Genomic DNA, 13195 nt, shown 5'->3' on the forward strand with positions numbered 1-13195 from the left:
TTCGGCCGCTTCAAGGGTTTCACGCTGTACACGGGGATGATCAACGCGCCGCTGGTGATTCCGGAGGTGATCCAGGGCATCTCGCTGCTGTTGCTGTTCGTTGCGCTGGAGCAGATGTTCGGCTGGCCAAAGGGGCGCGGGATGGTGACGATCTGGATCGGCCACGTGATGCTGTGCGTGTCGTACGTGGCGATCATCGTGCAGTCGCGCGTGAAGGAGATGAACAAGTCGCTGGAGGAGGCGGCGCTGGATCTGGGGGCGACGCCGCTGAAGGTGTTCTTCGTGGTGACGCTGCCGCTGATCTCGCAGGCGCTGCTGTCGGGCTGGCTGCTGTCGTTCACGCTGTCGATCGACGACCTGGTGCTGTCGGCGTTCCTGTCGGGGCCGGGCTCGACGACGCTGCCGCTGGTGGTGTTCTCGCGTGTGCGGCTGGGGCTGAATCCGGAAATGAACGCACTGGCGACGCTGTTCATCACGGCGGTGACGATCGGCGTGATCGTCGTGAACCGGATGATGATCGCGCGCGAACGGCGCCGCGTGGCGGACATGAAGGCGGCGTTCGCGGTGGCGTGACGCCCCTCCTGCTTCAAGGATAACAAGCACTGCAGACAAGCACCATGCGCCGCCCCAGGGGGGGCGCGCGATTCGATTCCGATTTGACAGGCCCACGACAAGGAGAATCCGCAATGAAGAAGAAACTGATCTGCCTGCTGGTGGCCGGCGCGTTGCCGGGCATCGCGCTGGCCGGTTCCACATCCGCCGAGATCAAGGCGCTGCAGGCACAGGTCGCGGCGTTGCAGAAACAGATGAAGGCGATGCAGGCGCAGCTGTCGGCGAAGGGCGGCACCGCGCCCCTCCAGGCCGGCACGAAGGCGGGGGCCGGCGCCGGCGCGGCGCCGGTTGCCGTGGCCGTCGATCCGAGCTCGCCGGACTACGGCAAGGCGCAGGCCACACTGACCAACGACGAGGTCGGCGAGATGAAGCAGCAGATCGCGAACCAGCAGCTGAAGGTCGACTCGCTGACGGACGCGGCCAATACGGGCCCGCTCGCCGGCCTGTCGGTGACGGGCTACATCGACCCGACCTACATCTACAACCGCGCGGCCGGTACGTCGTCGTTCCTGTTCGCGAACCACGAGAACGCGTACAACTACTTCAACAGCACGTTCGGCGACCTGTACCTCGACATCAAGAAGACATTCGGTGTCGGCCCGATGGCGCCGTCGGCGGAAATCACGCTGATGCCGAACCGCGGCAACGGCATCACGCTGCTGCAGAACTCGCGCGGCTCGATCACCGACAACCTGCTGAACACCGCGGTCGTCAACGTGCCGATCACCGCCGAAGCGACCCTGGTCGCCGGCCTGATCCCGAGCTTCGGCGGCTACGAGGTGCAGCAGTCGAACCAGATGCTCACGCTCACGCACAACCTGCTGTACGACTTCTCCGATCCGGGCAGCTACGTCGGTGTCGGCGCGAACTACACGAAGGGCAACTGGGCGTGGAAGTTCTTCCTCGGCAACGAGCAGTACCGCACCTACGGTTCGGTCACGCAGACCGGCACCAATGCGCTCGGCGACCCGATCACGACCAGCAACAAGGTGCCGACCTTCACCGCGCGGGCGGACTACACGTGGTCGAGCGCGCTCGACATCGGCGGATCGTTCAACATCGGCCGCCAGACGCTGTCGAGCGCGATCGATTCGAACGGTGTCGTGCACTACGGCCCGGGCGGCAACGCGCCGAGCGGCTATGGCACGTTCTTCTTCGCGGAAGCCGACGCGACCTACACGCTCGCCGACATCCAGTACAACGCCGAACTCGACTACGGCCAGCAGCAGCATGCGGCATACAACGGCGGGCTTGCCCAGTGGTACGGGCTGTCGCTGCTCGCGCATCGCAAGTTCAACGCGCCGGTGGTCGGCCGCATGGGCGTCACGCTGCGCTACGATGCACTCGTGAACAGCAAGAACGGCGGCGGCGGCGGCGGCATCGCGCTGAACGGCAACGGGATGGATCCGAACAACGGCTTCGGCGTCGATTCGGATTGCCTCGCGACGTCGAGGGCCGGCGGTGGCCTCGGCTTCGAGTGCAAGGGCGCGATCCGTCAGGACGTCGCGCTCGACCTGCTGTTCTATCCGACCCAGCAGATCACCGTGAAGGTCGAATACCGGCACGACTGGGCGAACAACAAGGTGTTCCTGCGCAACGACGGTTCGTACGGCAAGTCCAACGACCTGCTCGCGACGCAGTTCATCTATTCGTTCTGACGCAGCGCGCGCGGGACGCCGTGCCGTGCGCACGGCGTCCCGCGCCGTTTTCAAGGGCGGCTGCCGGCAGGTCGCGTGCCGTGGTTGCCTTTTCGAGGGAGTCGGTTTCATGACGCAGTCTTTCACCCACCGCGCCGACGCGCTCGCGCGCGACTCGTACTACGAAGCGACGGCCACGCGGCCCGTGGATGACGACCCCGGGCTCGACGCCACGATCGACGTCGACGTCTGCGTGATCGGCGCCGGCTTCGCGGGGCTGTCGACCGCGCTCGACTGCCGCGCACGCGGGCTGTCCGTCGCGGTGATCGATGCGCACCGGCCCGGCTGGGGCGCATCGGGCCGCAACGGCGGCCAGGCGATCACCGGCTTCGCGAAGGACGAAGAGATCGAGCGGCAGCTCGGCGCCGACGGCGCGCGCGCCGCGTGGTCGCTGTCGCTCGACGGTGTCGCACTGATCGCCGAGCGGGTCGCGCGCTACGGGATCGACTGCGACTTCACGCGCGGCTACCTGACGGTCGCGACAAAGCCGCGCCGCGTCGACGACCTGCACGCCTGGATGGACGCCGCGACCCGGCGCTGGGGCCATCCGTCGCTGTCATGGCTCGACACCGGCGAGATCCGCGCGCGCATCGCGTCGACCCGCTATCTCGCAGGGGTCTACGATCCGCTGTCGGGCCACCTGCATCCGCTCAAGTACTGCCTCGGCCTCGCCGACGCCGCCCGGCGCGAAGGCGTCGCGCTGTATGCGCATACGCCCGCGCTCGACATCGTGCGCGGCGCGCGGCCCGTCGTGCGCACGCCGTCGGGCGAGGTGCGCTGCCGCTTCGTCGTGTCGTGCTGCAACGCGGGCCCCGGCGGTGTGCTGCCGGCCGCGACGGCGGCGCGCATCGCGCCGATCGCGTCGTACATCATCGCGACCGAACCGCTCGGCCAGGTGCGCGCCGACGCGCTGATTACGCGGCGCGAAGCCGTGTGCGACAACAACTTCTTCCTCGACTATTTCCGGCTGTCGGCCGACCACCGGATGCTGTTCGGCGGCCGCGCGAATTCGGCCGGCGCCTCGCCCGCCACGCTCGCCGAAACGATCCGGCGGCGCATGGTCGGCGTGTTTCCGCAGCTCGGCGACGTGCGCGTCGACCACGCGTGGGGCGGCTTCGTCGACGTCACACGCAATCGCGCGCCGGATTTCGGCGCGCTCGACCCGAACTTCTTCTACGTACAGGGCTTCAGCGGCCACGGCGTCGCGCTCACCGGCATCGCCGGACGCGCGGTCGCCGGCGCGATCGCGGGCGACACGCGCGCGTTCGACCTGTTCGCGCGCATACGTCACCGGCGCTTCCCCGGCGGCGCCGCATGGCGGCAACCCGCGCTCGAACTCGGGATGTTGTACCACCGCGTGCGCGAGCTGTTCTGAGCCCACTTTCTCCGTTCTCCTGATCATGCAGACATTCGCCAACCAGCCGCACGTCGCGTCCTACTACGCGGCGACCGCCAACGATACGACCCGCCACGCGCCGCTTGCCGGCACGATCGATGCCGACGTGTGCGTGATCGGCGCGGGCCTCACGGGCTTGTCCGCCGCGCTCAACCTCGCCGAGCGCGGCCATTCGGTGACCGTGCTCGAAGCGTCGCGGGTCGGATGGGCGGCGAGCGGCCGCAACGGCGGCCAGTTGATCGGCGGGTTTGCATGCGACATCGACACGTTCGGGCAATTCATGCCGGAAGCCGACGTGAAGCGGATCTGGGACATGGGGCTCGAAACGCTGTCGCTCGTGAAATCGCGCATCGCACAGCACCACATCGACTGCGCGCTGGTGCCCGGCTACCTGACCGCCGCGAACACCGAACGCGATGCCGACGCGCTGAAACGCTGGCGCGACGAAGCCGCGAAGCGCTTCGGCTACGACCGCTTCCACTTCGTCGAAGCCGACGAACTCGGCGACTACGTACAGTCCGAGCGCTATTGCGGCGGCCTGTACGACCCGGACAGCGGCCACCTCCATCCGCTCAACTACACGCTCGGCCTCGCCCGCGCGGCGGTCGATGCGGGCGTGCGCATTCACGAGGACAGCTGCGTGACGCGCGTGCGCGACGTCGCGGGCGGCCATGTCGTCGAGACGAGCGGCGGCAACGTGCGCGCACGCTTCGTCGTGCTCGCCTGTAACACCTTCGTCGGCACGCTTGCGCCCGCGCTGTCGAAGAAGATCATGCCGGTCGGCACGTATGTGATCGCGACCGAGCCGCTCGGCGACGCACGCGCCGCCGCGCTGATGCCCGCACGCGCGGCGATCTGCGACAGCCGCTTCGTGCTCGACTATTTCCGGCCGGCGCCCGACACGCGGCTCGTGTGGGGCGGCAAGGTCAGCTATTCGACGCGGAAGCCGCGCGATCTCGCGGCGGCGATGCGCGCGGACATGCTGAAGACGTTCCCGCAGCTCGCGGACGTGAAGGTCGACTACGCATGGGGCGGCTTCGTCGACATCACGATGAATCGCGCGCCGCACTTCGGCCGCATCGCGCCGACGATGTATTTCGCGCAGGGGTTCTCGGGGCACGGCGTGAACACGACCGCGCTCGCAGGCAAGCTGATCGCCGAGGCGATCGATGGGCAGGCGAGCCGCTTCGACCTGTTCGACAAGATCCGCCATCGCGACTTCCCGGGCGGCGAGGCATTGCGCACGCCGGCGCTCGTGCTCGCGATGAGCTGGTACCGGCTGCTCGACGCGTTCGGCGTGCATTGAACCGTCACGCGTGCGCCGGCCTCCCGGCGCCGTATCCATGCAAAACGGCTGCGCATCGACGCAGCCGTTTTGCGTTGATGGCGCGCGCGACGCGCGTCAGTCGGTGCCGTACTTCGGCGAGTGCGGGCCGTACAGCAGGCCGGTCGGCGGCCCCGCCGTCAGCAGCCGGCCGCTCGTGAACGCCGCTACGTCGTGACTCTGGTCCATCAGCGTGTTCGCGACCTGCTTGACCGCGGCCATCACGAGCATGCCGATCAGGCTGCCGCCGTTGTTGCCGCCCTCGTCGCTGGCCGCGCTGGCCTGGCCTTGCCAAAGCACGTCGCCGGTGCGCAGGTCGACGAGCTTGGTCGACGCGGACACGACCGTCGCGCTCGCGATGATCCGGTATACGGTGCCGTACTGCGAAACCTTCGTGTACAGCGCGGCATCCGCGCCGAAGATTTCGCGCAGTTTCGCGGGCGGCGTCTCCTGGATCTCGGCCGCGTTGGTCAGGCCGTTCTGCTTGAAGGTCTCGTCCATCACCGCGACCGGCACGACGTAATAGCCGGATTCGGCGAGCGGCAACGTCATCTGCGACAGCATCCCGTAGGTCGCGCCGACCTCGGACGTTTCGTTGACCGGCGGCAGCACGAGGATCGAGCGCGGCTGGCTCTTCTTGAACGCCGTGTAGTCAGGGCGTTTCACCGGCTGCGCGCACGCGCTCAGCAGCGCGACGAGCGACAGCACGGACATCAGCTTGAATGAGAGGGTCTTGAACATGGCGGGCGCGTCACTGTTTGGCGGAGGTCGGATCGGCATGCTTCTGGCCGGCGATCGTCTGGCCGGCGCCCTGCTGCGCGGCGGCCTTCGGATCCGCCGCCTTCGGCGCACCGGTTTTCTTCTTCAGCAGGAAATCCATGTAGGTCGCGGATTCCGGGAACAGCTGCTTCTCGGCCTGCAATTCCTGCTCGGCCTGCTGCTCGTTGCCGACGCTCGCGTACAGCATCCCCAGATGCGCATGGAAACCCGGCGGCGGCGTATGACCCTTGCCGCGGATGTCCTGCAGCGCCTTTTCGAGCGCGTCGATCTGTTCCTGCGGCGACTTCTGCCCCTTGAAGTACTCGTACACCTGCGGCTGATAGCCCGTCCACTGATACAGCGGCGGCGTGGAGCTCGCGCAGCCGGCGAGCAGCAATGCGGCGGCCGTCGCCGGCAGCCAGTTACCCCGTTTCATGGTCTTGTCTCGTTTGATGTCGTGGTGAATCGATCGGCCCGTGCGCCGACCCCGGCGCACGCGGCACTCACTGCGCCGCCTTCAGCGCACCGGCGTCGACCTGGTCGACAAGGTGATTCACGGCTTCCTGGATCGCGAGGTCCAGTACCTTGCCGTTCAGCGTCGAGTCGTAGCCGGCCGTGCCGCCGAAACCGATCACCTCGCGGTTCGACAGGCTGAATTCGCCCGCGCCCTGGCTCGATGCGATGACTTCCGACGTCGTCGTGTCGACGATGTTCAGGTTGACCTTCGCGTACGCGACCTGCGTCTTGCCGCGGCCGAGAATGCCGAACAGCTGGTGATCGCCGACGTCCTTGCGGCCGAACTCGGTCACGTCGCCCGTCACCACGTAGTTCGCGCCCTTCACGGCCTGCGCCTTCTTCATGAAGCCGGCTTCCTGCTTGATCTCGTCGAGATTCTCGCGATCGAGCACGCTGAAGCGCCGGCTCTGCTGCAGGCGCGTGACGAGGATCGTCTTCGCCTGCCCGCCAAGGCGGTCGATGCCGTCCGAGAAGATGCCGCGCATGTAGCTCGAGCGGTTGTCGAACTTGCCGACGGCGATCGCGACAGGCTTGCCCGCATACGGCTTCTGCGCGCTGCTGACGGGCGGCACGTCGAGCGTGCGCGACGATTCGGTCGCGCAGCCGGACAGCGCTGCGACGACCGCTGCCGCCACGAGAACGGTGCGTCGTGTCTGAATGTTCACTGCTGGTCTCCTTGCATGAAAAGATGGCCCTGAGCGGGCGCGCCGGCTCGCGGACGATCCGGCGGTCGAAACGGCTACGGTGCGAACGGGCATGCGCGCATCGGTGCGACGCGCGCGCGCGTTCATCGCCGGGCTGGCGATCGTGTCAGGTGACAGGCAGGTGCGTGCAACGGACGTGTTGCGGCACAAAGCGGATGGGCGACGCGATACGCGACTGATTCGCGTACGTGCGTCATGTCTTGATTCTGGTTACTGCGCTGTTGATCGCGCATGGCCGGCCCCGGATGTGATTTTTCGCGATCATATCAAGCCTTGTTATCGAGACGAGGTGTCTTGATAATAATTGACGATTTTCTTACATTTATATGAATAACGCCTGCAACTCCGCCCTGAGACCTTGCCGGACAATGCCTTTCCGACATCGGAACGGAGCATCTTGATTGCTCGCTTTTGCCACGGCGCATCGCGCGCCGGCCCGACAATATCAACGCATATTGCCAGCGACGCTCGTCCGAATTGCCGATGCATTGAAAACAATCATCGAGAATAATCCGGCTTTATTGCGCCAGAAAATGGCTCGTCGGCTCATTCCCGATCCGGCAATCCGGCGCACATTCGACGCGCATGCCCGCTCGCGCTAGCCGGCCACCTTCTGCCGCATCGTCACGAACTCCTCGGCCGCGGTCGGGTGAATGCCGATCGTGTCGTCGAACTGCGCCTTCGTCGCGCCCGCGCGAATCGCGATCGCGATCCCCTGGATGATCTCGCCCGCGTCGCGGCCGACCATGTGCGCGCCGACCACGCGCTGGCTGTCGCGCGCGACGACGAGCTTCATCAGCGTGCGCTCGTCGCGGCCCGACAGCGTATGGCGCAGCGCCTTGAACGACGTACGGTAGATGTCGACGTCGCCATCGTACAAGTCGCGCGCGGTCGACTCGGTGAGGCCGACCGTCGCGACCTCGGGCTGGCTGAACACCGCCGACGGCACCCATTCGTGATCGGCCGCGACGCGCGACCCGCCGAACAACGTGCGCGCGAGCAGTCCTCCGTCGCGCGTCGCGACAGGCGTGAGCTGCGGCCGCGACGTGACGTCGCCGATCGCATGGATCGAAGGCACCGACGTCGCCGAATACGCATCGACGGCGATCGCGCCGCGTGCATCGAGCGCCACCCCCGCCCGTTCGAGCCCGAGCCCGTCGACGTTCGGCACGCGGCCGGTCGCATAAAGCACGGCGTCGTACGGCCCGTGCCGCGCATCGCCGACGCGCACGCTCAGCGTGCCGTCGTCCGCACGCTCGATCGACTCGACCACCGCGCGCGCGTGGATCGTGACGCCCTGCTTCGTCATCTCGTCGGTCAGGAACTGGCGCACGTCGTCGTCGAAGCCGCGCAGGATCTTCTCGCCGCGATAGAACAGGTCGACGTGACTGCCGAAGCCGTTGAAGATGCCCGCGAACTCGACCGCGATATAACCGCCGCCGACCACCGCGATGCGTTTGGGCAACGCGGCAAGCGACAGCGCCTCGCGCGACGTGATCGCGTGCTCGATGCCGGGCCGCGCCGGCAGCGACGGGCGCGAACCGGTCGCGATCGCGATGTGGCGCGCGCGGATCGTGCGTTCGCCGATCGCAACCGTGTGCGCATCGACGAGCGTCGCGCGCCCCGCGTGCATCGCGACGCCCGATTGCTGCAGCAGGTTGATGTAGATGTCGCTGAGCCGGTTGATCTCGCGATCCTTCGCGGCGATCAGTGCGGGCCAGTCGAGCGTGCCGGTGCCGAAGGTCCAGCCGAAGCCCTCCGCATCCTCGACTTCATGCGGGTAGTGCGATGCGTAGACGAGCAGCTTCTTCGGAATGCAGCCGCGCAGCACGCAGGTGCCGCCGATCTGCTCCTGTTCCGCTATGCCGACACGCGCGCCGTAAGACGCGGACATGCGCGCAAGCCGCACGCCGCCCGAGCCGGCGCCGATGACGAACAGGTCGTAATCGAAATCCATCGCATTCCCTCATCGCTGTTCGGATCAAGGCACGATAGCAAGATTCCGGAATTCTTGCGGCGCACGGCGCCGCTATGCGCGCGCCCAATAAAAAACGGCGAGAGACGTCGCCTCTCGCCGGTCAAACCGGTTGCCGGGTGTGTCATGCGTCACCGATCGACCGCATGCCCGACCTGCCGGCCGCGCGGCACCGATCCGCCCGGGCGCGCGAAGGGCGCGCCCACGGCCGGACCAGCCGCCATGCTCATGCCTGCGACGTGTCGCTGCCGTCCGTCGCCTGCGTGTCGTCTGCCTGCTGCGGCTGCTCTTCCTTCTTCTCGAGCATGCCTTCGATCGCTTCCGCACCCTTGAAGCCGGCGACGGCAGCTGCCGCCTTGGTCAGCAGGCCCGCATCCGGATCCAGCTTTTCCGCGCCTTCGACAGCCGCGACTGCGCCAGCGATTTCACCCACGGTGTTCAGGATACCCATCGTCATCCCCTTTCAAGAAAATCGTGAGACCGATCGTCCCACGAAAAAAACCGGCAGACCGTGTCTGTCATCACCGGATACACAAGTTACGCACCAGGCCGGCCACGCTCGACGAGCGCCACCGGAACGACGCACGCGCGTGCGCGACGGCACGCAGCGGGCAATGCACGCAGCGTAGCGGAAAGCCTTCGCGCGTACTGTAAAAGTATGTTCTGGAATGCCGACGGATCGCTTACGGCGCGGGGATTCCGTGATGAAGCGATTGCCGAATAGTCGTGCGCGCGTATGAAGGTCGCGTGACGAAAAAAAAGGCGCCTGGCGGCGCCCCTTCGATGCCTGCCGGACGACTGCCGGCGCATGCGTTCCGACGTTCGTCAGAAGATATTGCGCAGGCCGATCGCGATGCCGGTCTGGTTGCTGCGGCCCGGCAGCTCGACGTTCGCCGCGCCGTTCGTCTTGTTGAAGTCGACGGTGCCGTAAACTTCCGTGCGCTTGCTGAGTGCGTACTCGGCGATGCCGACGACCGCGTAGCGGTTGCCGCTCGCGAGCGTGCCGTTCGTGGTCATCGCATTGCGCATGTGGTCGTAGTAGAACGCGCCCGTCAGCGTCAGCGGCGCGCTGACCTGCCAGCTCACGCCCGCGAACGGACCGTCATCGATCCGGCCGGTGCCCTTCGCGACCGGAATCGTCTGCTGCGCGAGCAGGCTGTCGACGAAGCCGGTGTCGTCCTTCGAGCGCAGGTAGCCCGCGTAGATCTTCGCCTTGCTGAACGCATACACGACGTTCGCGTGGTAGATCGTCTGCTTGCGTGCCGAGTTGTCGCTGTTCTGCTGCGCGCCGGCCGCGATGCTGAGCGGGCCCATCACGTACGACAGCGACACGCCCCACGCATTGCCCTTGCCGAGCGAACCCGGGATCTGGCCCGAGAAGCCGCCGGCGCCGGTCGATTCGTAGTTGGTGCCGGTCGAGTACATCGCCTTCGCGGTCAGCCCGTCGAACTTGCCGGTGTACTTGATCTGGTTGTCCGCATACAGGCCGCCGCCGAGTGCGACCGGCAGCCACGCGTTTTCGAGGTAGTTGCCGACCGTCAGAGGATCGTAGGTGTCCGACAGCAGGTCGAACAGCGGCGTCTTCTGGCGGCCCAGGGTCACCGTGCCGTACGGGCTCTGCAGGCCGACGTACGCTGCGCGGTTGAACAGGCGGCCGCTGTCGGCGAATGCGCCGTTCTGCAGGTTCACGCCGCTCTCGAGGTTGAACACGGCCTTCAGGCCGCCGCCGAGGTCTTCCGTGCCGTAGATGCCGAAGCGGCTGTTCGTGATCGCGCCGTTGGTCATCGACAGCAGGCCGTCGTTCTTGGCGTTGGCGTTGGTCAGGTAGCGGATGCTGGCGTCCGCGACGCCCCAGAGCGTCACGGAACTTTGTGCGGCCGCGTACTGGCTCGCAAATGCGAGCGCGGCGCCCCCTGCGATGGCTGCGAGTCGGATGGTCTGCTTCACGAGCTTTCCCTTTTGTAGGTGTCTCCGTTCATGGCCGGCCGCGTGCGCAGCCGGGTGGCGATCGCTCACGTTCTTGGCGTGCGCGATGTGGGCTGAATCATATGACGAGTGCAATCGCTGAAAGAAATTGAAATGCGCGGTAACGGCGGAACTGTCGCCCGCGCACAACGCCGCGCGCGCAGGGCTTGCGCGGCGGGCGGCAGGCGCCGCATCGCAGCGACCGCTCGCGCGGCTGCGGCACGTCGGACCTGTAAGGATCGCGCGGCACGCGCCGCGGATCGGAGGCCCGCTCGGGGCGCACGTGCGGAAGGCGTACGCGGAATGCGCGGCTACGCCGCCGCCGGGCCGCCGTCGGCCGTGTGCCGGCGCCATGCGCGCCGCACGATTTCCGCGAATGCGCCAACCAGCAGCAGCACGGCGCCCCACAGCGCGACTTCCGGCGCGAGCCGCGTCACGAGGCCGCCCGCCACCGCACCGGCCAGAAAGCAGAAGCTGATCGTCGCGAGCAGCGCCGAGTCGTGCAGCGCGCCGGCGTCGTAGCGCGGGATCAGCCCGACGAACAGCTTCTGCGCGGCGCGCCGCAGGTTGCCGGTGGTCATCACCGACGTGTACGACAGTTCCTCGAGATGGGTGAACGACAGCGTCTGCAACGTGGCGACGAACGAAATGCCCGGAATCAGCCAAGCGCTCGACGCGCCGACGAGGCCGCTCGCGGCGACGCCGAGAAAGGCGATCTCGACGAGCAGGCTCGCGAACGCCGTGTGCTTCATCCAGCCGCGCTGCGCGGCGAGGCCGAGCAGGTGCGCGACGAATACCGCGATCACGAAGCCGACGAGCGGCGGTACGTGATGCAGCGCGGCGGCCCATTCGCCGGCCGACAGGTTGATGCCGAGCAGCGCGACGTTGCCGGTCATCGTGTTCGCGAACACGTGGCCGTGGCCGACATACGTGTACGCGTCGAGGTAGCCGCCGGACAGCGTCAGCAACGCGGCGACGGTGAGATTGCGGCTGGCGCCGTCGAGATCCATCGAGCCTCCCGTGAAGATTCGCGCCAGTATGGCGCACGGGCGGTCAGTGTGCGCCGGTCACTGCCCGATACCCGTGAGCCCGATCAGCGCGCCGCCCGCGAGCAGCCACAGCGGATGGATGCGCGTGCGCCACGCGAGCACCGCGCACGCGGCCGTGATGCCCCACTGGATCGCCGTGCGGTTCGACGCCTCGGAGATCAGCACCGCGCTCGCCGCAACGAGCCCGGCGGTGACGGGCATCATCCCCTGCTGCACGTAGCGGCGCCACGGCCGGTCGCGAAAGCGCTCCCACGCATGCAGCGCGAGCACGGTGACGATCGACGACGGCCCGAACTTCGCGAGCGACGCGACCAGCAGCCCGCTCCAGCCGGCCACATGCCAGCCGACCAGCGACACGATCATCATGTTCGGCCCGGGCGCCGCCTGCGCCAGCGCGAACAGCGCGGTGAACTCGTGCGCGCTCATCCAGTGATGGACGTCGACGACCTGCCGCTGCATCTCCGGCAGGATCGTGTTGCCGCCGCCGAACGCGAGCAGCGACAACTGGCTGAAGATCGTCGCGATCGCGATCAGCGTGTCGTTCATGGCCGCCCCCCTGGCTGCGTGTCGCGCGCCGCGGCCGGCGCCGGCTGCGGCGTGTCCGCGTCGCGGCGCCGCGACGCGAGCCCGATGCTGAGCGGCGTCAGCACGAGCATCGCGGTCAGCAGCGGGATGCGCAGCACCGCGATCGCGACGAACGCGAGCGCCGCGATGCCGGCCGCCGCACGCGCGTGCCGCAGCGGCTTCAAGACCTTCACGGCCATCGCGACGAGCAGCCCGGCCGCCGCCGCGGCGAGCCCCGCGAACAGGTGCTGCACGCGCGGATCGTTCTGCGTCTTCGCGTACAGCACGCCGAGCGCGACGACGACGAGCGTCGGGCCCGCGATCAGCCCGAGAATGCCGGCGAACGCGCCGGCGACACCGCGAAAGCGCATGCCGACGGCCACCGACAGGTTGATCACGTTGCCGCCCGGCAGGAACTGGCACAACCCGAGCAGATCGGTGAATTCATCGGCGGAAAGCCACTTGCGCTCTTCCACGATGGTGCGCCGCGCGAACGGCAGCGCGCCGCCGAACGACATGAGGCCAAGCGACAGGAAACCGATGAACAGCTCGGCGAGGCCGACGCTGCGGGGGGAAGCGGCCGGCGGCGGTGCGGCCGGCGGAGAAGCGGATTGCATGGGGTTCCTTATCAAAC

14 protein-coding genes are annotated in these 13195 nt (G+C 67.5%); 5 read left to right on the forward strand and 9 right to left on the reverse strand.

All coding sequences use genetic code 11. The features are described 5' to 3' along the window. The 4 genes from HWX39_RS28105 to HWX39_RS28120 form a co-directional block, all read left to right on the forward strand. A partial coding sequence (locus HWX39_RS28105; RefSeq protein ID WP_175970983.1) for an ABC transporter permease subunit occupies positions 1-573 on the forward strand: 573 nt, incomplete at its 5' end. 113 nt (positions 574-686) lie between these two features. Then, positions 687-2270: a DUF3138 family protein gene (locus tag HWX39_RS28110; RefSeq protein WP_175970984.1), complete on the forward strand. Its 1584-nt coding sequence runs from the start codon at positions 687-689 to the stop codon at positions 2268-2270. Between the two features lie 109 nt (positions 2271-2379). Next, on the forward strand, positions 2380-3684 hold the full coding sequence (locus HWX39_RS28115; protein ID WP_175970985.1) for an FAD-binding oxidoreductase: 1305 nt from the start codon (positions 2380-2382) through the stop codon (positions 3682-3684). Between the two features lie 25 nt (positions 3685-3709). Then, positions 3710-5011 (forward strand): FAD-binding oxidoreductase, encoded by a 1302-nt coding sequence (locus HWX39_RS28120; protein ID WP_175970986.1) that lies wholly within the window; start codon positions 3710-3712, stop codon positions 5009-5011. A gap of 96 nt (positions 5012-5107) precedes the next feature. On the opposite strand, the gene HWX39_RS28125 is transcribed toward HWX39_RS28120, so the two are convergent. The 3 genes from HWX39_RS28125 to HWX39_RS28135 all read right to left on the reverse strand — a co-directional run bounded on the left by HWX39_RS28125 (position 5108) and on the right by HWX39_RS28135 (position 6969). After that, positions 5108-5770 (reverse strand): DUF799 domain-containing protein, encoded by a 663-nt coding sequence (locus HWX39_RS28125; protein WP_175970987.1) that lies wholly within the window; start codon positions 5768-5770, stop codon positions 5108-5110. 10 nt (positions 5771-5780) lie between these two features. Further along, positions 5781-6224, reverse strand: coding sequence for a DUF4810 domain-containing protein (locus HWX39_RS28130; protein ID WP_175970988.1), 444 nt, complete (start codon positions 6222-6224; stop codon positions 5781-5783). A gap of 67 nt (positions 6225-6291) precedes the next feature. Further along, a complete protein-coding gene (locus HWX39_RS28135) occupies positions 6292-6969 on the reverse strand; it encodes a CsgG/HfaB family protein (RefSeq protein ID WP_175970989.1) in 678 nt (225 codons plus the stop codon). A gap of 440 nt (positions 6970-7409) precedes the next feature. Between HWX39_RS28135 and HWX39_RS28140 the strand changes: the two genes are divergently transcribed. Then, positions 7410-7610, forward strand: a complete 201-nt coding sequence (locus HWX39_RS28140; RefSeq protein WP_175970990.1) for a hypothetical protein — start codon at positions 7410-7412, stop codon at positions 7608-7610. Here the strand turns inward: HWX39_RS28140 and gor are convergent. The 6 genes from gor to HWX39_RS28170 all read right to left on the reverse strand — a co-directional run bounded on the left by gor (position 7607) and on the right by HWX39_RS28170 (position 13178). Next, positions 7607-8965: a glutathione-disulfide reductase gene (gene gor / locus HWX39_RS28145; RefSeq protein ID WP_175970991.1), complete on the reverse strand. Its 1359-nt coding sequence runs from the start codon at positions 8963-8965 to the stop codon at positions 7607-7609. The genes HWX39_RS28140 and gor overlap by 4 nt on opposite strands. A 244-nt stretch (positions 8966-9209) precedes the next feature. Then, positions 9210-9434 carry a hypothetical protein gene (locus HWX39_RS28150; RefSeq protein WP_043185162.1) on the reverse strand — a complete coding sequence of 75 codons (225 nt, stop codon included), beginning with the start codon at positions 9432-9434 and terminating at the stop codon, positions 9210-9212. A gap of 374 nt (positions 9435-9808) precedes the next feature. After that, entirely contained in the window at positions 9809-10930 is a 1122-nt protein-coding gene (locus HWX39_RS28155) for a porin (RefSeq protein ID WP_175970992.1), read from the reverse strand. Positions 10931-11259: 329 nt separating this feature from the next. After that, positions 11260-11958, reverse strand: a complete 699-nt coding sequence (locus HWX39_RS28160; RefSeq protein ID WP_175970993.1) for a YoaK family protein — start codon at positions 11956-11958, stop codon at positions 11260-11262. A gap of 57 nt (positions 11959-12015) precedes the next feature. Continuing rightward, the gene (locus HWX39_RS28165; protein ID WP_043184629.1) at positions 12016-12543 is read right to left on the reverse strand and encodes a chromate transporter; all 528 of its coding nucleotides are present in this window, start codon (positions 12541-12543) and stop codon (positions 12016-12018) included. Continuing rightward, positions 12540-13178, reverse strand: coding sequence for a chromate transporter (locus HWX39_RS28170; protein WP_175970994.1), 639 nt, complete (start codon positions 13176-13178; stop codon positions 12540-12542). Before HWX39_RS28170 ends, HWX39_RS28165 begins: the two co-directional genes overlap by 4 nt. Between the last annotated feature and the right edge of the window lie 17 nt (positions 13179-13195).

The sequence above is a fragment of the Burkholderia sp. BCC0322 genome (assembly GCF_902833045.1).
Lineage (GTDB): Bacteria > Pseudomonadota > Gammaproteobacteria > Burkholderiales > Burkholderiaceae > Burkholderia.